This window comes from Caulobacter sp. GW821-FHT09B11 (assembly GCF_059418205.1).
The window spans coordinates 1-21,528 of the sequence record NZ_JBWKPK010000046.1 but is presented as its reverse complement, the minus strand read 5'-3'; the positions used below and the strand labels follow the sequence as shown (position 1 = coordinate 21,528).

Genomic DNA, 21,528 nt, shown 5'->3' with positions numbered 1-21,528 from the left:
GCGCCGGAATTCTGGAGCCTTGTGAGATGTCCGATCCGCACCGCGGCGCCTATGCGCCGCCCACCGATGCGCCGCTGTCCTTCGATGCGCGCCAGCCGGTGCGTGGGTCGAGGCCCTTGCCCCTGACCCTGATCATCAGCGCGGTGGTGCTCGGCACCCTGCTGGTCGGCGTGTTCCTGGTCTATCGCAACGGCATCCGCGGCCCCAACGAGCCGCCGCGCACCGTGGGCGAGCCCGTGGCCGAGATGAAGGCCGCCCCGGCGCCCGACCAGAACAAGCCCGACGAAGCCGCCGGTCTGCAGATCTACAGCCACGAGAACCCGACGGCCTCGCCGACCTACGCCGCGCCGCCGGAAGAGCCGATGGCCCGTCCGACCGCGCCGCCGCCGACCGCCCCGGTGCAGAGCGCCAGCCTGCCGCCGGCCAAGCCGCCCGTCGCCACGCCCAGCGCGCCGGTCGCCGCCGCTCCGGCCAAGCCCGCGCCGACCAAGCCGGCTCCGGCGCCCAGCATCGAGAGCCTGGCCACCGCCGCCGTCGCGCCGCCCAAGACCGTTCCGGCCAAGCCGGCCGCCGCCGCGCCGAAGCCCGCCGCGACCGCTTCGGGTCCGGCCAGCGTCCAGATCGGCGCCCTGTCCTCGACGGCGCTCGCCGACAAGGCCTGGGGCGACGCCGCCCGCATCGCGCCTGGCCTGGCCGCCGGCAAGGGCAAGAAGGTCGAAGCGATCGACAAGAACGGCTCGACCCTCTACCGCACCTCGGTCACCGGCTTCTCCAGCCGCGCCGACGCCAAGGCGTTCTGCGACGCCCTGACGGCCGCCGGCAAATCCTGCTTTGTGAAGTAGGCGAGGGGATCCCCATGAGCGTGTCGTCCGCCGCCATCCTCGGCTGCGCCGGGACAGTCCTGAGCGCCGAAGAGGCCGCCTTCTTCCGCGACGTGCGGCCGTGGGGCTTCATTCTCTTCAAGCGCAACATCGACACGCCCGACCAGGTGCGGGCGCTGACCGCCGCCCTGCGCGAGACGGTCGGCCGACCCGACGCCCCGATCCTGATCGACCAGGAGGGCGGCCGCGTCGCCCGCCTTGGAGCGCCCCACTGGAAGAAGTATCCGCCGGGCCGCGCCTACGGTGAACTCGTCGCCAACGACCCGCTGGTCGCCCGCGAGATCACCCGCCTGGGCGCGCGGCTGATCGCCCACGACCTGACCTCGCTGGGCATCAATGTCGACTGCGTGCCGGTGCTGGACGTGCCCGATCCCAAGGGTCACGAGATCATCGGCGACCGCGCCTATGGCGACACGCCCGAGCAGGTGGCGACCCTGGGCCGCGCGGCGGCCGAGGGCCTGCTGGCCGGCGGCGTGCTGCCGATCATCAAGCATATCCCCGGCCACGGCCGCGCCATGAGCGACAGCCACTTGGAGCTGCCGGTCGTGAAGGCCAAGCTGGCCGAGCTTGAAGCCCGCGACTTCGCCCCGTTCCGGGTGCTGTCGGACATGCCGATGGCGATGACCGCCCACGTCGTCTACACGGCCATCGACCGTCGCAACCCGGCCACCACCTCGAAGAAGGCCATCAAGAAGGTCATCCGCGAGTCGCTGGGCTTCGACGGCCTGCTGATGAGCGATGATTTGTCGATGAAGGCGCTGTCGGGCGACTTCAAGCAGCGCGCCAAGGACAGTCTGTCGGCCGGCTGCGACGTCGTCCTGCACTGCAACGGCGACATGGACGAGATGAAGGCCGTGATGGCCGGCGTCGGCAAGCTGTCGAAAGAGGCCCGCCGCCGCGCCCAGGCGGTCATGGGCCGCCTGGTCAAGGTGCACGAGCCGCTCGACCCGGCCGAGGCCCGCGCCCGCTTCGACGCCGCCTTCGACGGCCGGTTCGCCGGGTGAGCACGGGCTTTCAGCCCACATTCGACTTCGCGGCCGCCCGGGAGGCGGCGGAAGACGGCGCGGCCCTGGTCATCGACATCGACGGCTACGAAGGCCCGCTGCACGTCCTGCTGGCCCTGGCCCGCAACCAGAAGGTCGATCTGCTCCAGCTGTCGATCACCAGGCTGGCCGAGCAGTACCTGGCCTTCGTGCAGCAGGCCCGCCGCGTACGCTTCTCGCTGGCCGCCGACTATCTCGTCATGGCCGCCTGGCTGGCCTATCTGAAGTCGCGCCTGCTGCTGCCAAAGCCCGAGCGCCCCAAGGCCGAGGAGCCGCCGGCCGAGGAAATGGCGGCCCTGCTGGCCTTCCGCCTCGCCAAGCTCGACGCCATGCGCAGGTCGGTCGAGGCCCTGAAGGAGCGGCCGCAGCTCCAGCGCGACGTCTTCATGCGCGGCGATCCCGACGCGGTGAAGATCGTCTCCTCCACCCGTTTCGAGGGCGACCTCTACGCCCTGATGAGCGCCTACATCTCCCAGCGGAAGCGCGAACACGGCCGCCACTACGTCCCGCGTCCGCCCCAGGCCTATCCGCTGGAAGACGCCCGCGACCGCCTGCGCACCTTCCTGCCGAGGATGGAGGAGTGGACGGCCCTGTCCGGCGTCGCCCCCGTCGAGCGCTGGGAAGAGGACCCCGACGGCCCGACGCCCGCCAGCTACCTGGCCTCGACCCTGTCGGCCAGCCTGGAACTGGCCAAGGAAGGCGCGCTGACGGTGCGCCAGATGGGGGCGTTCGAGGAGATCTACCTGCGCACCCGGACCGATGTGGAGGAGGGGGTCTGATGGCCTGCTTCTCAAGGAACCTCCCCCTCCGGGGGAGGCGGCCGCAGGCCGGTGGGGGGACGGTTTCAGCCTCCGCCACGCCTGGCCAATTTCGCAGATACTCCCCCCACCGATCGCTGCGCGATCGCCTCCCCCAGAGGGGGAGGTTCCTTGTTACCGGCCTGCACAGCGCATGACCCTCGACCCTCTCTTCACCGAACGCTGCATCGAGGCCCTGCTGTTCGCGGCCGCCGAGCCGCTGAGCGTCGCCGATCTCGTCAAGCGCCTGCCGGACGGCGCCGACATCCGTCAGGGGATCGCCGACCTGCGCGAGCGCTGGGACGGTCGGGGCGTCGAGCTGGTCGAGGTCGCGGGCCGCTGGCGCTTCCAGACCGCCGCCGACCTAGCCTTCCTGATGACCGAGGAGCGCGAGGAGCCGCGCCGCCTGTCCAAGGCCGCCCAGGAGACCCTAGCCATCGTCGCCTATCACCAGCCCGTCACCCGGGCCGAGATCGAGGCCGTGCGCGGGGTGCAGGCCAGCCGGGGCACGCTGGACGTGCTGCTGGAGCTGGGCCTGATCCGCATGCGCGGCCGCCGGCGCACGCCGGGACGCCCGGTGACCTTCGGTACGACCGACGCTTTTCTCGAACACTACGGCCTGGCGAATCTCGGCGATCTGCCCGGCGTGGCCGAAATGAAGGCCGCCGGCCTGCTCGATCTCAACCTGCCGCCCGGCTTCTCCGTGCCGGACCCCATGGGCCTGCGCTCCGGCGAGGATGATGAGGATCCGCTGGAAGATGGCGAGACGCCGGAATTCGCTCAGGATTTCCTTGGCGAATTGGAGGGGGGCGAAAAGGCCTAGCCTGGCTCTGCCGGGGCGCAATCGCCGCAATCACTTCGCTTGGCTCTAGGCCATGCGGACGCCTATATTATCTGAGACATTGTAACGACACGCCGCAGCGGCTAAAGCGCCGCTGTCGCAAGGAGCACCGCCGTTATGGGTAGCATGAGCTGGATTCACTGGGTGATCGTGATCGCGGTCGTCGCCCTGCTTTTCGGCGGTCGCGGCAAGCTGTCCGGGATCATGGGCGACGCCGCCAAGGGCATCAAGGCGTTCAAGGACGGCCTGAAGGACGACAGCAGCCAGGAAGTCGCCGACAACAAGTCCACGGGCGCCCTGCCGCGCACCGAGGCCGAGAAGGAAGACCTGCGCAAGTCGTAAGGTTTGTTTTCGCCGCGCCTTCCCTGGAGGGCGCGGCTCTGTTTTTCCAAATCTCTCGGCCCAGGTCTCCACGGGGGAGCGCCGGGCCGGTCTGAGGCGCTTTCATGCTTCCTGATATCGGCGGCGCTGAGCTTCTGGTTATCGCCGCGGTCGCGCTGATCGTGGTGGGCCCGAAGGATCTGCCTGTTCTCCTGCGCAAGCTCGGCCAGTTCGTCGGCAAGATCCGCGGCATGGCCGCCGAGTTCCGCGCCAGCTTCGACGAGATGGCCCGCCAGTCGGAGCTCGACGAGCTGCGCCGCGAGGTCGAGGCCATGCGCGCCGGCCAGTACGCCAACCCGGTGCAGGCTGCCGTCGATCAGGCCAAGGACGCCACGGTCGACGACGTGTTCGCCGACATCGACGCCAGCCTCAACAGCGGCGCGGTCCAGGCCCATCCCTACGCCGCCCACAATCCCGAACCGGTCGCCGAGCCCGAAGGCGCCATCGAGGCCCCGGCCAAGCCGGCCCGCAAACGCGCGCCCAAGGTCGTGGCCGAGCCGACCGTCGAGATCGTCTCCAAGACGTCGCGCGCCAAGGCCGCGTCCAAGGACGTCGGCGTCGCCGCCAAGACTCCCGCCAAGAAGGCGGCCGTCAAGACTGTCGCCGCCGGTGGGGCCGCCGCCGCGGTGAAGCCGCCGCGCAAGCGCACCACCAAGACCGCCTCTTCCAGCTCGGACATCGTCTCGTGACCAATTCGATCGGATACGATCCCGAAGAGGAGATCGAGGCCTCGCGCGCGCCGCTGCTCGAGCACCTGACCGAGCTGCGCTCGCGCCTGATCGTCTGCGTCGTGGCGCTGTTCGTCGGTTTCGGCGTCTGCTTCTACTTCGCCGACCAGATTTTCCTGTTCCTGGTGAAGCCGTTCACCGTCGGCCAGCAACTGCTGGCTGCGCAGCATTCGGGTGGCAAGCACGGCCCGTTCGACCTGCTGCTGGCGCTGGTGGGCCTGAAGGACATCCCCATGGGGCAGGGCAAGGCGCTCGACCTCGTCTACACGGCGGCGCTGGAGTTCTTCTTCACCAAGATCAAGCTCGCTGGCTTCGGCTCTGTGGTCCTGACCTTCCCGGTTCTGGCCTGGCAGCTCTACCGCTTCGTCGCGCCCGGTCTCTACAAAAGCGAGCGGGGGGCTTTCCTGCCGTTCCTGATCGCGTCGCCGTTCATGTTCATCCTGGGCGCGGCGCTGGTCTATTACGTGATGCTGCCGTTCGTGTTGTGGTTCTCTCTCAGCCAGCAGATCGCCACGACCGCCATCAACATCCAGCTTCTGCCCAAGGTGTCGGACTACCTGACCCTGGTGACCTCGCTGCTGCTGGCCTTCGGCCTGTGCTTCCAACTTCCGGTCGTGGTGTCGTTGCTCGGCATGGCCGGGATCCTCAGCTCCAACATGCTGCGCGCCGGTCGCCGCTACGCCATCGTCGGCGTGTTCATCGCCGCCGCCGTCCTGACCCCGCCCGATCCGATCAGCCAACTGACCCTGGCGATCCCCATGTGCCTGCTCTACGAAATCGGCATCTGGTGCGTCTGGCTGATCGAGCGCGGTCGCAAGAAGCGCGAAGCCGAAGAGAGTAAGGACGTCGTGGCGGTCTAGGCAGTCGTTTGACAATCCTGTCGGCCGGTCTCAGGCTGAATTCATGGCGACCATGAACGTGCCTCTGTCGGAAGACGACAAGAACTGGGTCGAGGAACAGGCTCGGTCTGAGCGCTATGACACGCCGGCCGACTATGTGCGGGACCTGATCGAGCGGGATCGTACGCGGCACGCCAAGATCCAGGCCATGCAGACGCTCGTGGACGAGGCTCTGGCCTCGGGCGACAGCGAGCACAGCATGCCGGAAATCCTGGAGATCGCTAAGGCTAGGGCGCGAGCGCTTGGCCTATAGGCTAAGCCAACGGGCCGGGGACGACCTTGTCGCGATCTATGTCGAAGGCGTGCGCGCGTTCGGCGCATCCCAGGCCGAGCGATATCACCAGAGCCTGGAACGGGCCTTCGACTTTCTCGCCGCCTTTCCGCGAGCCGCTCCCGAGCGTTCGGAAATCACGCCGCCTGTTCGCGTTCATCCTCACAAGGCTCACGTCATCGTCTACCGGATGGACGAACGAGGCGTGCACGTGCTCCGCATTCGGCACGCTCACGAGGATTGGGTCGGCGACCCTAGCGGCTGAGCCAGCGCGAAAAGGTTGGCGCCCTTGGCGACGCGCCTTAGAGAAGGGCGTTTCTTAACGACTTCCTTCCGAGCGCTCCCGATGCACGACATCAAGGCCATCCGCGAAAACACCGAAGCCTATGAAGCCGCCTGGTCGGCCAAGGGCCGTTCGGGCGCGGCGTCGGAAGCCGTCAAGCTCGATGCCCAACTGCGCGCGGCCCAGACCGCCTTGCAGGAGGCCCAGGCCAAGCGCAACGAAAGCTCCAAGCTGATCGGCGCGGCCAAGGCCAAGAAGGACGAGGCCGAAGCCGCCCGCCTGATGGCCGAGGTCGAGGCGCTGAAGGGCCGCATGGCCGAGGCCTCGGAAGAGGAAGGCATCGTCGGCGCCAAGCTGAAGGACCTGCTGGCGTCCCTGCCCAACATCCCCGCCGCCGAAGTGCCGGAAGGCGAGGACGAGACCGGCAATGTCGAGCAGCGTCGCTGGGGCGATCGTTCCAAGCTGCCGGCCGGCCGCCTGAACGCCCCCAAGGATCACGTCGACTTGGGCGCGGCCCTGGGCGGCATGGACTTCGAGGCCGCCGCCCGCATGAGCGGCGCCCGCTTCGTGGTGCTCAAGAAAGAGATCGCTCGCCTGGAAAGGGCGCTGGGCCAGTTCATGCTGGACCTGCAGACGGTAGAGCACGGCTACACCGAGATCAGCCCGCCCGTGCTGGTCAAGGACGAGGCCCTGTTCGGCACCGGCCAACTGCCCAAGTTCGCCGAGGACCTGTTCCGCACCACCGGCGACCACTGGCTGATCCCCACCGCCGAGGTCTCGCTGACCAACATCGTGCGCGAGCAGGTCACCGGCGAGGAAGAGCTGCCGCTGCGCCTCACCGCCCTGACCCACTGCTTCCGTTCGGAGGCCGGCGCCTCGGGCCGCGACACCCGCGGCATGATCCGCCAGCACCAGTTCCAGAAGGTCGAACTGGTCTCGATCACCACGCCGGATCAATCCGAGGCCGAGCACGAGCGCATGGTCGAATGCGCCGAGGCCGTGCTGAAGAAGCTGGAGCTGGAATTCCGCACCATGCTGCTGTGCAAGGGCGACATGGGCTTCGGCGCGCGCAAGACCTACGACCTCGAGGTCTGGCTGCCGAGCCAGGCGACCTTCCGCGAGATCAGCTCGTGCTCCAACTGCGGCGACTTCCAGGCCCGCCGCATGGACGCCCGCTTCAAGAAGGCCGGCGAGAAGGGCACGCACTACGTCCACACCCTGAACGGCTCGGGCCTGGCCGTCGGCCGCACCCTGGTGGCCGTGCTGGAGAACTATCAGGACGAAGCCGGCCGCATCGCCATCCCGTCGGTGCTGCAGCCCTACATGGGCGGCCTGACCCACATCGGGGGCGCGGCTTGAGGATCCTCCTCACCAACGACGACGGCATCCACGCTCCGGGCCTGCAAAGCCTGGAGCGTATCGCCGCGGCCCTGTCGGACGACGTCTGGATCGTCGCGCCGGAATACGAGCAGTCGGGCGCCAGCCGGGCCCTGACCCTGGCCGACCCACTGCGGGTGCGGAAGATCGACGCCCGCCGCTTCGCCGTCGAGGGCACGCCCACCGACTGCGTGGCCCTGGCCTTCCAGGAACTGGTCGAGGGCAAGAAGCCGGATCTGGTGCTGTCGGGCGTCAACCGCGGACAGAACCTGGCCGAGGACGTCACCCTGTCGGGCACGGTGGCCGGCGCGATCGAGGGCATGGTCCTGGGCGTTCCGTCGATCGCCCTGTCGCAGGCCATGACCTATTTCCACGACGAGGTCGTCGCCCACTGGGAGACCGCCGAGCATTTCGGCCCGGGGATCATCCAGCGTCTGCTCGAAATCGGCTGGCCGTCCGACGTGGTCATGAACGTCAACTTCCCGCCGCGGCCTCCGGAACGCGTCGATGCCGTGGAAGTGACCCGGCAGGGCTTTCGCGACTCGCACTTGCGGCGCATGGAAAAGCGGACGGACCTGCGCGGTCGCGACTATTACTGGACCGGTTTCACCGTGAAGCCGTCCAACCCGCCGGAGGGCACCGATCTGAAGGCCGTGTACGAAGGGCGCATCTCGGTGACGCCCCTGCATATCGACCTGACGCACAACGCCACCGTCGCCGCCCTCAAGGGCGTGCTGGGCGGAGCGCCGCCCAAGCTCGCCCAAAAGCCGGAGAGCAACCCGGAGCCTGGCCTGTGATGGCGAGCGCCAAGCGCCCGGAAACGCCCGAAGCGCTGCTGAAGCGGCTGCTGGACGCGCTGCGCGAGCAGGGCGTGACCGATCCCAATGTGCTGTCGGCGATCGAGAAGACCCCGCGCGATCTTTTCACCCCCGATCTCTTCAAGGAGCGGTCGTGGGAGGACTCGGCCCTGCCGATCGCCTGCGGCCAGACCATCAGCCAGCCGTTCATCGTCGGCCTGATGACCCAGGCCCTGACGGTCGAGCCGCGGTGCCGGGTGCTGGAGATCGGCACCGGCTCTGGCTACCAGACCGCGATCCTTTCCCGGGTGTCGCGCCTCGTCTACACGGTCGAGCGCTATCGCACCCTGATGAAGGAGGCCGAGGCCCGCTTCGCCGTGCTCGGCTTGACCAACGTCATCACCAAGTTCGGCGACGGCTGGGAAGGCTGGCGCGAGCAGGCGCCTTTCGACCGCATTATGGTCACGGCTGCGGCGCAAGAAGAACCTAAGGGGCTCCTGGCCCAGCTCAAGCCCAACGGCGTGCTCGTCGCACCCGTCGGACGTGGGCCGGTCCAGAGCCTTCGTCGCTATGCCGGCGACGGGAAGGGGGGCTTCACGGTCGAAGTCCTGTGCGAAGTGCGTTTCGTCCCGATCCTGGAAGGCGTCGCCCGCGAGTAGTGCGGGTTCGGCGTCCACAGGTTCGGGGACGCTGCGCGTGTTTGGTTAAGGTTTGATTCACCCTTGCGGCGGCGACTTGAAGGCTCCGCGAGGAAAGGAGAGGTCATGAGGCAGTTGTGGACGCAAGCGGCGGTCATCGCCCTGACGGCTGGAACGCTCGCGGCCTGCGAGACGACCGGCGCGCAGTATCCCACCCGCGCCAGCGAGGGCGTCAGCCCGCCTGTCGTGCAGGCGCCGCCGGCCGCCCAGACGCCGCCTCCGGCCGCTCGTCCGCCCGAGGATGACGCCCCGCCGGTGACCGCGCCGGTCGGCGCCGGCGCCGTGTCGAGCCAGCCGCTGGCCCCGGTCACGACCGCCGACATTCCGCCGCCACCCCCGCCGCCGCCCGTGCAGCATCAACCGCCGGCCCAGCCCGCCATGCGTCCCGTCGTGGTCACCACGACCGCCGGCAAGGTCGTCGACGTCAGCGGCGCGCCCGAGACCTATGTCGTCAAGTCGGGCGAGGGCCTCGACGCCGTCGGCCGCAAGATGGGCCTCTCGCGCGCCGAGTTGGCCAAGCTGAACGACCTCGACGAACCTTATCGCCTGAAGCCGGGCCAGAAGCTGAAGGGCCAGTCGACCAAGGCGAAAGCGTATGTGGTCGAGAGCGGCGACACGCTCAGCTCGATCTCCCGCCGCTTCAGCGTCACGCCGGCCGCCCTGGCCGACGAGAACGACCTGTCGTCGGGCGCCTCGATCCGCGCCGGCCAGAAGATCCGCCTGCCGCAGGGCTACAAGGACAAGGGGCCGGCCAAGACCACGGTGATGCAGCCGGCTCCCGGCGGCTCGACCTCGCTGGCCGGCGCCGCGCCCGCGCCGACCTATTCGGCGCCGCCTATCGGCTCGTCGCGCCCGTCCACGCCGCCGCCGTCGCGTCCGGTCGTCGCCGAGCGCGAGCCCGAACCGACCCCGGCCGCCACCACGACGACCACTGTCTCCATCGCCGGCAAGGTGATCGAGGTGGCCGGCAAGCCGAAGATCCACACGGTGAAGTCCGGCGACGCAATCGACTCCATCGCCCGCGACCTGGGCACCACCCGAAAGGACTTGGTCGAGGACAACGACCTGAAGGCCCCGTACGTCATTCGTCCGGGCCAGAAGCTGAAGGGGCCGGCCACCACCGACAAGGCCTATGTGGCCGAGAGCGGCGACACCCTGGCCGGCGTCGCCAAGCGCTTCAACGTCAGCGTCTCGGCGCTGTCGAAGGAAAACAACCTGCGCGCCGGCGCGTCGCTCAAGAAGGGCCAGAAGGTCGTCCTTCCCGACGGTTACAAGGACCGGGGCCCGATCCGCACGACGGTGACCACGCCCGCGCCGCGTCCGGCCGGTTCGACCACGACGGCCCAGGCGCCGACCAGCCCGCCGCCGACCACCGGTCTGCCGTCGGCCCCGCGTCCCTACACGCCGTCGGGTTCGACCCCGTCGACCACCTATCCGCGCCCGAGCGCTCCGGTCTCCGCCCTGCCGGTGACACCGCCGCCGGCCCCGTCGCGCCCGATCATCGAGAGCAGCGCGCCGCCCACCGAGGCCGAGATCACCGCCGCCGGCCGCGGCCGCTTCATCTGGCCGCTGCGTGGCGAGACGATCTCCGACTTCGGTCCCAAGGGTACGGGCCAGCGCAACGACGGCGTCGATATCCGCGCCGCCGCGGGCGCGCCAATCAAGGCGGCCGCCTCGGGCGAGGTGGTCTATGCCGGCAATCAGGTGCCCGGCTTCGGCAACCTCGTGCTGATCAAGCACGCCGACGGTTGGGTGACGGCTTACGCCCACCTGGCCTCCACCGACGTGAAGATGCGCCAGCAGGTCGGCCAGGGCGAGCAGATCGGAACGGTCGGCCAGACCGGCGGGGCCAGCGAGCCGAAGCTGCACTTCGAGGTCCGCTACGCCCCGACCCCGAAGGACAAGGCCAAGCCGATCGACCCTGGCCTGGTGCTGCCACGCTAAGGGGCAGCTGAAGTCCATACGACAACGGCCTCCGGAGCGATCCGGAGGCCGTTTTGTTTCCGTCCCGAGGGAGGGAAGGGGAGAGGTTACTTCACCACCCCGCAGGCGGTGCGCGCGCCGGCGCCGCCGATCGGCTGGCTCTTGTAGTCGTCGGGGCTGGCGTGGACGACGATGGCCGAGCCGTCGGCGTCCAGCAGGGCGGGGCGGCCGCCCGCGCCCTTCAGCGAAACCAGGTGCGAGAAGATTTCCGCCGTGGCCGAGCCGTCGGCGCCGGCGAACAGGTTGGGCAGGTCGCCGTTGTCGTTGCCGTCGGGGTTCAGCAGGCCGTGGACCACGGTGGCGGTCGTGTGCACGTGGGCCCCGGCCGACTTGAAGTCCGGCGTTCCGCAGTCGCCCTTTTCGTGGAAATGCAGGCCGTGCCAGCCCGGCGTCAGGCCCTTGGCCTCGACGCGCAGCAGCACGCCGTGCGGAGCGTCGGTGAGCGTCGCCGTGCCGATCGACTTGCCGTCAGCGCCCTTGATGTCGGCGGTCGCCGTGGCGGGCGCCTCGGCGGCGGAGGCCGCGGTGGCGGCGACGAGGCCGGCGGCCAGGAAAAGGGCGGTCAGACGCATGAAACTGCTCCTGCAATCAAAGGGACGCATGGGGCCGCGAAGGTGGCGCCGCCCGTGTCAGAATGCTAACTGTTTCCGACTGTTCCGTGTTCGATTCTGACGGCGAAAAATCCCCTTGAGCGACGATCAAAACACTCTGCCCCCTGAAGGGCCGCGCGGAGACATCGCCCCGATCAACATCGAGGACGAACTGCGCCGTTCGTATCTCGACTACGCGATGAGCGTCATCGTCAGCCGCGCCCTTCCAGACGCGCGCGACGGCCTCAAGCCGGTGCACCGTCGGGTGCTGTTCTCGATGCACGAGCAGGGCCAGACGCCCGAGCGTCCGTACGTCAAGTCGGCCCGCGTCGTCGGTGACGTCATGGGTAAGTATCACCCGCACGGCGACGCCTCGATCTACTTCACCCTGGTGCGCATGACGCAGTCGTTCTCGATGGGCCTAGTGCTCATCGACGGCCAGGGCAACTTCGGCTCGGTCGACGGCGATATGCCCGCGGCCATGCGATACACCGAGTGCCGCATGGCGCCCCCGGCCATGTCGCTGCTGGCCGACCTCGACAAGAACACTGTCGACTTCGCCGACAACTACGACGGCAAGGAGCAGGAACCCACCGTCCTGCCGGCGCGCATCCCCAACCTGTTGGTCAACGGCGCGGGCGGCATCGCCGTCGGCATGGCCACCAACATCCCGCCGCACAATCTGGGCGAAGTCATCGACGCCTGCCTGCTGCTGATCGACGAGCCGGACGCGACGACCGACCAGCTGCTCGACCTCGTGCCGGGTCCCGACTTCCCGACCGGCGGCGAGATCATCGGTCGGGCCGCCCCCCGCCAGGCGCTGCTGACCGGCCGCGGCTCGGTGATCATGCGTGGCGTGGCCTCGGTCGACGAGATCCGCACCGGCCGCGAAGCCATCATCATCACCGAGATCCCGTATCAGGTGAACAAGGCCAATCTCGTCGAGCACATCGCCGAACTGGTCCGCGACAAGAAGATCGAGGGCGTCTCCGACATCCGCGACGAGTCCAACCGCGACGGCATGCGCATCGTGGTCGAACTGAAGCGCGACGCGTCGGGCGAGGTGATCCTCAACCAGCTCTATCGCTTCACGGCGCTGCAAAGCTCGTTCGGCGTCAACATGCTGGCCCTGAACCGCGGCCGTCCCGAGCAGATGGGCCTGCGCAAGCTGCTCGAGGTGTTCGTCGAGTTCCGCGAGGAAGTCGTCGTCCGCCGCACCAAGTTCGAACTGGGCAAGGCCCGCGATCGCGGCCACGTCTTGGTCGGCCTGGCCATCGCTGTCGCCAATATCGACGAGTTCATCCACATCATCCGCTCGTCGAAGGATCCGGCCGAGGCGCGTGAGCGCCTGGTGGCCAAGGCCTGGCCGGCCGGCGACATGCTGCCTCTGGTCGACCTGATCGCCGACCCGCGCACCGTGCAGGAAGACGGCGGCCTGATCCGCCTGACCGACGAGCAGGCCCGTGCCATTCTCGCCCTGACCCTGTCGCGCCTGACGGGTCTTGGCCGCGACGAGATCGGCAACGAAGCCGAGACCCTGTCCGACGCCATCCGCGGCTATCTCGAACTGCTTTCCGACCGCGCCAACATCATGGCCGTGGTCCGCGAAGAGCTGGTCGAGGTGAAGGACAAGTTCGCCATCCCGCGCCGCTGCCAGATCGTCGACGGCGACGCCGACATGGAAGACGAAGACCTGATCGTCCGCGAGGACATGGTCATCACCGTCACCATGGGCGGCTACGTCAAGCGCACCCCGCTGGCCAACTACCGCACCCAGCACCGGGGCGGCAAAGGCAAGTCGGGCATGGCGACCAAGGACGAGGACGCCGTCACCCGCGTGTTCTCGGCCTCGACCCACGCGCCGCTGCTGTTCTTCACCTCGGGCGGCAAGGTCTACAAGCTGAAGGTCTGGAGGCTGCCGCTGGGCGCCGCCAACTCGCGCGGCAAGGCGTTCGTGAACCTGCTGCCGATCGAGCCGGGCGAGACCATCACCTCGATCCTGACCCTGCCCGAGGACGAAGCCACCTGGGACGGCCTGGACGTGATGTTCGCCACCCGCTCGGGCAGCGTCCGCCGCAACAAGCTGTCGGACTTCGTCGACGTCCGTCGCAACGGCAAGATCGCCATGAAGCTGGACGACGGCGACGGCATCGTCGGCGTGGCCGTCTGCAACGCCGACCAGGACGTGCTGCTGACCACGGCGGCCGGCCGCTGCATCCGCTTCTCGGTCGACGAGGTGCGGGTGTTCGCGAGCCGCGATTCGACCGGCGTGCGCGGCGTGAAGCTGGCCGAAGGCGACACCGTCATCTCGATGGCCGTGCTGCGCAGCGTCGCGGCCACCCCGGCCGAACGCGCCGCCTATCTCAAGCACCAGCGCGCCCTGCTGCGCGCCGCCTCGGGCGAGGAGGGCGAAGAGGCCCCGGCGCCGGAGGAGACCGAGGAAGAGGGCGACGAGACCAGCCTGACGGTCGAGCGCATCGCCGAGCTCGGTGGAGCCGAGGAGATCATCCTGACGATCTCGTCGGAAGGCTACGGCAAGCGCACCAGCGCCTATGATTTCCGTCGTACGGGTCGTGGCGGCCAGGGCCTGGCGGCCCAGGATCTGAGCAAGCGCGGCGGCAAGCTGGTGGGCTCGTTCCCCGTCGAGGAGAGCGACCAAATCCTGCTGGTGACCGACGCCGGTCAGCTGATACGGTGCCCCGTCACGCAAATTCGTGTTGCGGCGCGGAATACTCAGGGCGTAACCGTCTTCCGCACGGCGGCGGATGAGCATGTCGTGAGCGTCGAGCGTCTGGCGGAAGCCGGCGGCGACGAAGGGCAGGTCGACGCAAGCGGGGCGGATGAGACCCCGTAAGTCAGAGGACGCAGGGGGTTTCATGCGCATTGGCCTCTATCCCGGGACGTTCGACCCGGTCACCAACGGTCACCTCGACATCATCGGTCGGGCGGTCAAGCTGGTCGACCACCTGGTCATCGGGGTGGCCGTCAACATCGGCAAGAACCCCCTGTTCACGCTCGAAGAGCGGGTCGCCATGCTGCAGCGCGAGACGGCCCACCTGGGCGGCGCGGTGATCGAGGTCCGGCCGTTCGACAGCCTGCTGATCCACTTCGCCCGTGAAGTCGGCGCCCAGATGATCGTCCGCGGCCTGCGGGCCGTGGCCGACTTCGAGTACGAATTCCAGATGACGGCGATGAACCAGCAGATGGATCGCGAGATCGAGACCGTCTTCCTGATGGCCGACCCGCGCCACCAGGCCATCGCCTCCCGCCTGGTCAAGGAAATAGCCACCCTCGACGGCGAAGTCGGCAAGTTCGTCACGCCCGGCGTGGCGGCCGACCTGATCGGGAAGATCAAGAGCCGCTGACCCCCTCTCCCCTTGCGGGAGAGGGTGGCCTCGCGGAGCGAGGTCGGGTGAGGGGTCTCTCAGAACCGTCCGCGCGACCCCTCATCCGTCGACCTTCGGCCGCCACCTTCTCCCGCAAGGGGAGAAGGATTGTCGGAGCCGCCCACAAGTCGTCGAAATCGTCGGCGCATATCGGCAGCGCTTGTCGTACCGCTTCGCGCGCTTTAACGCGGAGCGGGAGATCTGTTCGGGGAAATCCATGAAGTCTGCGTTCCGCGTTCTCGGCGTCGCCGCTCTGGCGCTCGTTTCGGCCTCGGCCGCGCCCATCGCCGCGTCGGCTCAAGTCGCTGGCCAAGTCGCCGAATGGCGCACGCCCGACCCGCAGAACGTGCTGGTGGTCGAGACCAACAAGGGCCGCATCGTCGCCGAGCTGGTTCCCGAAGCCGCGCCTGGCCACGTCGAGCGCGTGCGCGAGCTGGCCCGCGCCGGCTTCTACGACGGCCTGACCTTCTTCCGCGTCATCGACAGCTTCATGGCCCAGACGGGCGATCCGAAGAACGACGGCACCGGCGGCTCGGACAAGCCCGACCTGACGGCCGAGTTCACCTTCCGCCGCCCCGGAACCGGCGGCTCGTTCGTGCCGGCCGGCAAGCTGGGCTCGCTGGAGACCGGCTTCGTGGGACCGCTGGCCGTGACCAGCCAGTCGTCGATGCTGGCGGCCATGACCGCCGACGGCAAGGTGCAGGCCTGGGGCAACTTCTGCCCCGGCGTGCTGGGCATGGCCCGCGCCGGCGATCCCAACAGCGCCAACAGCCAGTTCTTCTTCATGCGCCAGCACTACCCGTCGCTGGACAAGACCTACACCGCCTTCGGCCGCGTCCTGTCGGGCCTCGAGGTGGTGCGGGCCATCAAGGCCGGCGAGCCGGTGGCCGATCCCCAGGACAAGATGATCAGCGTGAAGGTGCTGGCCGACCTTCCGGCCGACAAGCGCCCGACCGTGCAGGTGATGGACACCCGCAGCGCGGCGTTCGCCGAAGTGCTGAAGAAGAAGCAGGCCGAGCTTGGCGTCGGCTTCAACATCTGCGACGTGGAAGTGTCCGCCAAGGTCAGCAAGTAAGCCGAGGTCCTGATGCGCCTGCCGATCGCCGTCGCCGCCGTCTCCCTGGTCGCCTTCGCGGCGGTCGTTCCGGCGGCGCAGGCCGCGTCCAAGGCCAAGCGGGTCAAGGCGATCGCGGCCTTGGGCGCTTCCGATCCCAAGGCCGCCGACTGGCGCACGCCGGCGCCGGACACCGTGATGGTGATCGACACCAATCGCGGCCGCGTCCTCGTCGAACTGATCCCCGAGGTCGCGCCGGCCCACGTGGCGCGCCTGCAGGAGCTGACCCGCGAGGGCGTCTATGACCGCCGGACGTTCTTCCGGGTCATCGACCGCTTCATGGCTCAGACCGGCGACCCCGAGGACACCGGCCAGGGCTCGACCAAGAAGCCCAACCTCAAGGCCGAGTTCACCTTCCGCCGCGACCAGGACCTGCCGTTCGTCGTCGCCGCCGCGCCGGCCGGCACCGAGGTGGGCTTCCTGAAGTCGCTGCCGGTCGTCAGCCAGGGCTGGAGCTGGAGCGCCATGACCAGCGACAAGAAGGTCGCCGCCTGGGGCACCTATTGCCCCGGCGTGGTCGGCATGGCCCGCGACGACGCGCCCGACAGCGCCAACAGCCAGTTCTTCCTGATGCGCCAGCCCTATCCGTCGCTCGACAAGCGCTACACGGCCTTCGGCCGGGTGATCTCGGGCCTCGAGGTCGTCCGCTCGATCAAGACCGGCGAGCCGGTGGCTGATCCGCAGGACGAGATGACCACTGTGCGCCTGCTGTCCGACATCCCCGAGGCCGAGCGCCCGAAGGTGAAGGTGATCGACCCGAAGGGCGCCTGGTTCCAGGGCCAGATCGCCGCCGTGCGTAAGGCGCGCGGCGCGGATTTCTCGGTCTGCGACCTCGAGGTTCCCGTCGAGGTGCGGTGAGGGCGGTTCACAGCCGCTTTCCGGCGGGCTAAAGAGCCCCAACTATTCCACTCCGAAGGGACGACCATGTCGGCTGACCTCGAAAACACCCTGATCCTGACGCTGGAGACCGGCCCGGTCACCATCACCCTGCGTCCCGACCTGGCGCCCGGCCACGTCGAGCGGATCAAGGAACTGGTCCGCGAGGGCTTCTATGACGGCGTCGTCTTCCACCGTGTGATCCCGGGCTTCATGGCCCAGGGCGGCGACCCGACCGGCACCGGCCGCGGCGGTTCGTCCAAGCCCGACCTGAAGGCCGAGTTCTCGGCCGAGCCGCACGTGCGCGGCGTCTGCTCGATGGCCCGCACGCCCGATCCGAACTCGGCCAACAGCCAGTTCTTCATCGTCTTCGACGACGCCACCTTCCTCGACAAGCAGTACACCGTCTGGGGCGTGGTCAGCGAAGGCATGGAGCACGTCGACAGCTTGCCCAAGGGCGAGCCGCCCCGCGCGCCGGGCAAGATCGTCAGCGCCAAGATCGCCGCCGACGCCTGAGTTCAAAGGGGCCCCTTCGGAAACGGAGGGGCCCCTTTTTCTTTGGAGGCGGCATGACCGTCTATCCTTCCCCGCCGCGCGAGGCCTATCGGGAGCCTCATCGGCGCTATCACACGCTGGTCCATATCGAGGACTGCCTGGCGAAGCTTGCGGCGTTGCCGGACCTGGATCCGCATGAGCGCGAGCTGCTGACGCAGGCGATCTGGTGGCACGACGCGGTCTATGACCCGCTGAGGCCCGACAACGAGGCCCGGAGCGCCGAACTGGCGCGGGAGGCCATGGTCGCCGAGGGCGTTCCCGAAACCGACATCGCCGAGATCGAACGGCTGATCCTGTTGACCAAGGGCCACACGGTCGAGCGCGGCGACCGGCGGGGCGCGCTGATGGTCTCGATCGACCTGTCGATCCTGGGCGCGTCGCCGAAGGCCTATGCCGACTATGCCCGGGCGATCCGCGAGGAATACGCCGTCGTGCCCGAGGACCTCTATCGGGCGGGCCGGGCGCGAGTGCTGGAGACCTTCCTGGCCGCTCCGGCGCTGTTTCCCGACCCGGAGCTGGCCAAGGCTTTTGAAGCCGCCGCCCGCCGCAACCTCGCCGACGAGGTCGCCGCGCTCAGGACCGCTTGAGGGTGATCACCACCGGTAGGTGGTCCGAGCCGATCGACGGGCCGCGGCGCACGCTGACCGTCTTCCATTGCGAGCCGGCGTAGACGTGGTCGATCGGCAGGACTGGCGAGGGCAGGTCGCCGATCCGCAGGCCGCCCTTGGCCGGCCAGGAGGCCAGGGCGCGGGTGCGGCGCTCGAGTCCGAACATCTTGTCCTGGCGGCGCAGGCTCCATGACCAGGGCGTGGAGTTGAAGTCGCCGGCGACGATCATGCCCTTCTTGTCGAAGCGGGTCAGGATGTCGGCCAGGCGGCGGGTCTGGGCCTGCTGCGGCCCGGCCGGGATCGGCCAGACATAGTGGGCGGCGATCACCGTGAAGGGGCCGTCGGCGTCGGCCAGGGTGGCCCAGGCCCCCGAGAAATGATCGCCGTCCTCGTAGAAGCCGCCGCGGTCGATCATCCGCTTCTTGCTGAAGATCCAGGTCTCGCAAGGCTTCTTGCCGGCGCAGGAGACCGAGAACGGATAGAGCTTGCGCAGCGGCCAGATGAGCGGCCAGGACCAGCCGCCGCCTTCCTCCACGAAGACCACGTCGGCGTCCTGGGCGAGCACCCAGGCCAGCGCCTTCTTGGGATTTTCGTTGAGCGCCCAGGCGTTGAACTGCACGACCTTCAGCGTCGCCGGGCCGGCGTCGTGCGGGCGGCGGGCGGCGATCAGCTCCGGGGCCATCAGGCCGCTGTTGAGCAGGACGGCGGCGACGCCGAAGGCCACGATCGCCCAACGCTCGCTACGGCGCGAGACGATGGCCGCCAGAAGCCCGCCGACCACGCCCAGGGCCAGCCAGAGCGGCGCGACGTGGGTGACGATGTCGAGCCGGTCGCTGAAGGCGCCGCCCAGGCCCGCCAGGCCCATGGCCAAGCCGGTCAACGCCAGGGTCAGGGCCGCGCCGCGGAAGAACAGTCGGACGAGATGGAGGATCAACTGCATGCTCCAGCCTTAGCACGCGCGGACGACGGTTGCGTAAGCCCGCGAGCGCCGGAAAGGCCGGGCAGGGCGGTGTTGCGCAAGCGCGCGGCGCCCCGTGCGGCCGCGGCGCGCCTTGACCTCGCCGTCTCGTCGTGGCCTTGAAGCCGGCCCATGCGCCTTTCCGATTTCGACTTCGACCTTCCCGACTACAGCATCGCCCTGCGCCCGGCCGAGCCGCGCGACAGCGCGCGCTTTCTCGTCGTGCGTCCGGGGCAGGGGCTGGCGGACCACATCGTCCGCGAACTGCCCGATTTCCTGCGCCCCGGCGACGCCCTGGTGTTCAACGACACCCGCGTGATCCCGGCTCGGTTGTCGGGCCTGCGCGAGGGCCGCACGACCGGCGGGGCGGATGGTACGCCCGTCGCCGTCGAGGCCACCCTGCACCGCCGCATCGCGCCCGACCGCTGGAGCGCCTTCATGCGCCCGGGCAAGCGCCTGAAGGCCGGCGACCGCGTCGCTTTCGCCGCCGTCGGCTCGACGCCCTGCGAGGCCGAGCGGCTGGATGCGACCGTCGTCGAGAAGCACGAGGGCGGCGAGGTGGTGCTGGCCTTCGACCTGTCGGGGCCGGACCTCGACATCGGCATCGCCCGGCATGGGATGATGCCGCTGCCGCCCTACATCGCCGCCAAGCGCGCGGAGGACGACCGCGACCGCGCCGACTACCAGACCGTCTACGCCCGGGAGGACGGCTCGGTGGCCGCGCCGACGGCCGGTCTGCATTTTACGCCGGATCTGCTGGAAGCGCTGAAGGCCAGGGGTGTTTCCCTGCATTTCGTGACCCTGCATGTGGGCGCGGGCACCTTCCTGCCGGTGAAGACCGACGAGGTTTCCGAGCACAAGATGCACGCCGAGTTCGGCGAGGTCAGCGGAGAGACGGCCGACGCCCTGAACGCCGTGCACGCCGCCGGCGGGCGCATCGTCTGCGTGGGCACCACCAGCTTGCGCCTGATCGAGAGCGCCACGGGCGAGGACGGAGTGATCAGGCCGTTCGCCGACGAGACGGCGATCTTCATCACGCCGGGCTACCGCTTCCGGGCGGTGGACGTGCTGATGACCAATTTCCACCTGCCCAAGTCGACCCTGTTCATGCTGGTCAGCGCCTTCGCGGGGCGCGCGACGATGCGCGCGGCCTATGAGCACGCCATATCGACGGGCTACCGCTTCTATTCCTACGGCGACGGCTCTTTGCTGTTCCGAGCCGAAACCGAGACCGTCTAGATGGCCGCCTTTCCCTTCGAGATCAAAGCCACGGACGGCAAGGCCCGCACGGGCGTGCTGAAGACCCCGCGCGGCGACATCCGCACCCCGGCCTTCATGCCGGTGGGCACGGCCGGTACGGTCAAGGCCCTGACGGTCGACCAGGTCAAGGACACCGGGGCCGACATCATCCTGGGCAACACCTATCACCTGATGCTGCGGCCGACGGCCGAGCGGGTGAAGCGCCTGGGCGGGCTGCACAAGTTCATGCGCTGGGACAAGCCGATCCTGACCGACAGCGGCGGCTTCCAGGTGATGAGCCTGTCGGGGATCAGCAAGGTCACCGAAGAGGCCGTCACCTTCGCCAGCCACATCGACGGGACCAAGCACGTGCTTTCCCCCGAGCGGTCGATGGAGATCCAGGCCGACCTGCTGGGATCCGACATCGTCATGCAGCTGGACGAATGCGTGGCCTGGCCGGCGGAAGAGGCCAGGGCGCGAGCGGGCATGGAGCTGTCGGCGCGCTGGGGCCTGCGTTCGAAGACGGCGTTCGGCGCGCGCGATACGCAGGCGCTGTTCGGCATCCAGCAGGGCTCGACCTTCGAGAACCTGCGCCGCGAGTCCTCGGAGCGACTGCAGGAGATCGGCTTCGACGGTTACGCCATCGGCGGCCTGGCCGTGGGCGAGGGCCATGAGGCCATGTGCGAGGTGCTGGACTACGCGCCGGGCCTGCTGCCGGCCGACAAGCCGCGCTACCTGATGGGCGTGGGCAAGCCGATCGACCTGGTGGAGGCCGTCGCGCGCGGCGTCGACATGTTCGACTGCGTGCTGCCGACCCGCTCGGGCCGCCACGGCCAGGCCTGGACCTGGGACGGGGCGATCAACATCAAGAACGCCCGCTTCGCCGAGGACGAGAGCCCGCTGGATCCGACCAGCGACTGCCCGGCCAGCCGCGACTATTCCAAGGCCTATCTGCGCCACCTGTTCAAGGCCGAGGAGATCCTCGGCCAGGTGCTGCTGTCCTGGCACAACATCGCCTTCTTCCAGGCCCTGACGGCGGCCATGCGCGCCGCGATCGCCGAAGGGCGGTTCGAGCAGTTCCGCCGCGAGTTCGGGGCGCGGCAGAAGTAGGTCCTTCTCCCCCACGGGGGGAGGTTCCGCTGGCGCGGACCCCCTCAGTCGCTCCGCGACAGCTCCCCCAGAGGGGGAGCATATAACGCGCCAAGATCCTCCCCCTCTGGGGG

23 protein-coding genes are annotated in these 21,528 nt (G+C 68.9%); 21 read left to right on the top strand and 2 right to left on the bottom strand.

Features of this window, described 5'->3' with window-relative positions; genetic code table 11:
* Positions 1-26 precede the first annotated feature (26 nt).
* The 13 genes from ftsN (at position 27) to AC07N1_RS23565 (ending at position 10,940) form a co-directional block, all read left to right on the top strand.
* Positions 27-842: a cell division protein FtsN gene (gene ftsN, locus AC07N1_RS23625; RefSeq protein WP_494674010.1), complete on the top strand. Its 816-nt coding sequence runs from the start codon at positions 27-29 to the stop codon at positions 840-842.
* A 14-nt stretch (positions 843-856) separates the two neighbouring features.
* The gene (nagZ, locus tag AC07N1_RS23620; protein WP_494674009.1) at positions 857-1,885 is read left to right on the top strand and encodes a beta-N-acetylhexosaminidase; all 1,029 of its coding nucleotides are present in this window, start codon (positions 857-859) and stop codon (positions 1,883-1,885) included.
* Positions 1,882-2,703: a segregation and condensation protein A gene (locus AC07N1_RS23615; protein WP_494674008.1), complete on the top strand. Its 822-nt coding sequence runs from the start codon at positions 1,882-1,884 to the stop codon at positions 2,701-2,703. The genes nagZ and AC07N1_RS23615 overlap by 4 nt, the downstream gene beginning before the upstream one ends.
* A gap of 172 nt (positions 2,704-2,875) precedes the next feature.
* Positions 2,876-3,544: an SMC-Scp complex subunit ScpB gene (gene scpB, locus AC07N1_RS23610; protein WP_494674007.1), complete on the top strand. Its 669-nt coding sequence runs from the start codon at positions 2,876-2,878 to the stop codon at positions 3,542-3,544.
* Between the two features lie 135 nt (positions 3,545-3,679).
* A complete protein-coding gene (locus AC07N1_RS23605; RefSeq protein WP_058349436.1) occupies positions 3,680-3,904 on the top strand; it encodes a twin-arginine translocase TatA/TatE family subunit in 225 nt (74 codons plus the stop codon).
* A gap of 104 nt (positions 3,905-4,008) precedes the next feature.
* Positions 4,009-4,632, top strand: coding sequence for a Sec-independent protein translocase protein TatB (gene tatB / locus AC07N1_RS23600; protein WP_494674006.1), 624 nt, complete (start codon positions 4,009-4,011; stop codon positions 4,630-4,632).
* On the top strand, positions 4,629-5,531 hold the full coding sequence (gene tatC, locus AC07N1_RS23595; RefSeq protein WP_494674005.1) for a twin-arginine translocase subunit TatC: 903 nt from the start codon (positions 4,629-4,631) through the stop codon (positions 5,529-5,531). The genes tatB and tatC overlap by 4 nt, the downstream gene beginning before the upstream one ends.
* 43 nt (positions 5,532-5,574) lie before the next feature.
* Positions 5,575-5,823, top strand: a complete 249-nt coding sequence (locus AC07N1_RS23590; RefSeq protein WP_494674004.1) for a ribbon-helix-helix domain-containing protein — start codon at positions 5,575-5,577, stop codon at positions 5,821-5,823.
* Positions 5,813-6,106, top strand: coding sequence for a type II toxin-antitoxin system RelE/ParE family toxin (locus AC07N1_RS23585; RefSeq protein WP_494674003.1), 294 nt, complete (start codon positions 5,813-5,815; stop codon positions 6,104-6,106). Before AC07N1_RS23590 ends, AC07N1_RS23585 begins: the two co-directional genes overlap by 11 nt.
* 81 nt (positions 6,107-6,187) lie before the next feature.
* Complete coding sequence (gene serS, locus AC07N1_RS23580) at positions 6,188-7,483, top strand: serine--tRNA ligase (protein WP_494674002.1); 1,296 nt, start codon at positions 6,188-6,190, stop codon at positions 7,481-7,483.
* Entirely contained in the window at positions 7,480-8,298 is an 819-nt protein-coding gene (surE, locus tag AC07N1_RS23575) for a 5'/3'-nucleotidase SurE (protein WP_494674001.1), read from the top strand. The genes serS and surE overlap by 4 nt, the downstream gene beginning before the upstream one ends.
* On the top strand, positions 8,298-8,957 hold the full coding sequence (locus AC07N1_RS23570) for a protein-L-isoaspartate(D-aspartate) O-methyltransferase (protein ID WP_487288303.1): 660 nt from the start codon (positions 8,298-8,300) through the stop codon (positions 8,955-8,957). Before surE ends, AC07N1_RS23570 begins: the two co-directional genes overlap by 1 nt.
* A gap of 105 nt (positions 8,958-9,062) precedes the next feature.
* Positions 9,063-10,940, top strand: a complete 1,878-nt coding sequence (locus tag AC07N1_RS23565; RefSeq protein ID WP_494674000.1) for a LysM peptidoglycan-binding domain-containing protein — start codon at positions 9,063-9,065, stop codon at positions 10,938-10,940.
* Between the two features lie 86 nt (positions 10,941-11,026).
* Here AC07N1_RS23565 and sodC read toward each other — a convergent pair whose 3' ends face one another.
* Entirely contained in the window at positions 11,027-11,581 is a 555-nt protein-coding gene (gene sodC / locus AC07N1_RS23560; protein ID WP_494673999.1) for a superoxide dismutase[Cu-Zn], read from the bottom strand.
* A gap of 85 nt (positions 11,582-11,666) precedes the next feature.
* On the opposite strand from sodC, the gene gyrA reads away from it, so the two are divergent.
* From gyrA to AC07N1_RS23530, 6 genes are all read left to right on the top strand, one after another.
* Positions 11,667-14,423 (top strand): DNA gyrase subunit A, encoded by a 2,757-nt coding sequence (gene gyrA, locus AC07N1_RS23555; RefSeq protein WP_494673998.1) that lies wholly within the window; start codon positions 11,667-11,669, stop codon positions 14,421-14,423.
* 22 nt (positions 14,424-14,445) lie between these two features.
* Positions 14,446-14,934, top strand: coding sequence for a pantetheine-phosphate adenylyltransferase (coaD, locus tag AC07N1_RS23550; RefSeq protein ID WP_494673997.1), 489 nt, complete (start codon positions 14,446-14,448; stop codon positions 14,932-14,934).
* Between the two features lie 238 nt (positions 14,935-15,172).
* The gene (locus tag AC07N1_RS23545; RefSeq protein ID WP_494673996.1) at positions 15,173-16,030 is read left to right on the top strand and encodes a peptidylprolyl isomerase; all 858 of its coding nucleotides are present in this window, start codon (positions 15,173-15,175) and stop codon (positions 16,028-16,030) included.
* A 12-nt stretch (positions 16,031-16,042) separates the two neighbouring features.
* Entirely contained in the window at positions 16,043-16,927 is an 885-nt protein-coding gene (locus AC07N1_RS23540; protein ID WP_494673995.1) for a peptidylprolyl isomerase, read from the top strand.
* 66 nt (positions 16,928-16,993) lie between these two features.
* Entirely contained in the window at positions 16,994-17,461 is a 468-nt protein-coding gene (locus AC07N1_RS23535; protein ID WP_110120902.1) for a peptidylprolyl isomerase, read from the top strand.
* 53 nt (positions 17,462-17,514) lie between these two features.
* Entirely contained in the window at positions 17,515-18,087 is a 573-nt protein-coding gene (locus AC07N1_RS23530; RefSeq protein WP_494673994.1) for an HD domain-containing protein, read from the top strand.
* On the opposite strand, the gene AC07N1_RS23525 is transcribed toward AC07N1_RS23530, so the two are convergent.
* Positions 18,074-19,048, bottom strand: coding sequence for an endonuclease/exonuclease/phosphatase family protein (locus AC07N1_RS23525; RefSeq protein ID WP_494673993.1), 975 nt, complete (start codon positions 19,046-19,048; stop codon positions 18,074-18,076). The genes AC07N1_RS23530 and AC07N1_RS23525 overlap by 14 nt on opposite strands.
* Positions 19,049-19,198: 150 nt before the next feature.
* Here AC07N1_RS23525 and queA point away from each other — a divergent pair, with 150 nt between their 5' ends.
* Both queA and tgt read left to right on the top strand, forming a co-directional pair.
* Positions 19,199-20,305 (top strand): tRNA preQ1(34) S-adenosylmethionine ribosyltransferase-isomerase QueA, encoded by a 1,107-nt coding sequence (gene queA, locus AC07N1_RS23520; protein WP_494673992.1) that lies wholly within the window; start codon positions 19,199-19,201, stop codon positions 20,303-20,305.
* The gene (gene tgt, locus AC07N1_RS23515; RefSeq protein ID WP_494673991.1) at positions 20,306-21,415 is read left to right on the top strand and encodes a tRNA guanosine(34) transglycosylase Tgt; all 1,110 of its coding nucleotides are present in this window, start codon (positions 20,306-20,308) and stop codon (positions 21,413-21,415) included.
* Positions 21,416-21,528: the final 113 nt, after the last annotated feature.

Coding starts and splice junctions, on each gene's coding strand:
- ftsN (WP_494674010.1), top strand. CDS start 27: ATGTCCGATCCGCACCGCGGCGCCTATGCGCCGCCCACCGATGCGCCG.
- nagZ (WP_494674009.1), top strand. CDS start 857: ATGAGCGTGTCGTCCGCCGCCATCCTCGGCTGCGCCGGGACAGTCCTG.
- scpB (WP_494674007.1), top strand. CDS start 2,876: ATGACCCTCGACCCTCTCTTCACCGAACGCTGCATCGAGGCCCTGCTG.
- AC07N1_RS23605 (WP_058349436.1), top strand. CDS start 3,680: ATGGGTAGCATGAGCTGGATTCACTGGGTGATCGTGATCGCGGTCGTC.
- tatB (WP_494674006.1), top strand. CDS start 4,009: ATGCTTCCTGATATCGGCGGCGCTGAGCTTCTGGTTATCGCCGCGGTC.
- AC07N1_RS23590 (WP_494674004.1), top strand. CDS start 5,575: ATGGCGACCATGAACGTGCCTCTGTCGGAAGACGACAAGAACTGGGTC.
- serS (WP_494674002.1), top strand. CDS start 6,188: ATGCACGACATCAAGGCCATCCGCGAAAACACCGAAGCCTATGAAGCC.
- AC07N1_RS23570 (WP_487288303.1), top strand. CDS start 8,298: ATGGCGAGCGCCAAGCGCCCGGAAACGCCCGAAGCGCTGCTGAAGCGG.
- AC07N1_RS23565 (WP_494674000.1), top strand. CDS start 9,063: ATGAGGCAGTTGTGGACGCAAGCGGCGGTCATCGCCCTGACGGCTGGA.
- sodC (WP_494673999.1), bottom strand. CDS start 11,581: ATGCGTCCCTTTGATTGCAGGAGCAGTTTCATGCGTCTGACCGCCCTT.
- coaD (WP_494673997.1), top strand. CDS start 14,446: ATGCGCATTGGCCTCTATCCCGGGACGTTCGACCCGGTCACCAACGGT.
- AC07N1_RS23545 (WP_494673996.1), top strand. CDS start 15,173: ATGAAGTCTGCGTTCCGCGTTCTCGGCGTCGCCGCTCTGGCGCTCGTT.
- AC07N1_RS23540 (WP_494673995.1), top strand. CDS start 16,043: ATGCGCCTGCCGATCGCCGTCGCCGCCGTCTCCCTGGTCGCCTTCGCG.
- AC07N1_RS23535 (WP_110120902.1), top strand. CDS start 16,994: ATGTCGGCTGACCTCGAAAACACCCTGATCCTGACGCTGGAGACCGGC.
- AC07N1_RS23530 (WP_494673994.1), top strand. CDS start 17,515: ATGACCGTCTATCCTTCCCCGCCGCGCGAGGCCTATCGGGAGCCTCAT.
- AC07N1_RS23525 (WP_494673993.1), bottom strand. CDS start 19,048: ATGCAGTTGATCCTCCATCTCGTCCGACTGTTCTTCCGCGGCGCGGCC.
- queA (WP_494673992.1), top strand. CDS start 19,199: ATGCGCCTTTCCGATTTCGACTTCGACCTTCCCGACTACAGCATCGCC.
- tgt (WP_494673991.1), top strand. CDS start 20,306: ATGGCCGCCTTTCCCTTCGAGATCAAAGCCACGGACGGCAAGGCCCGC.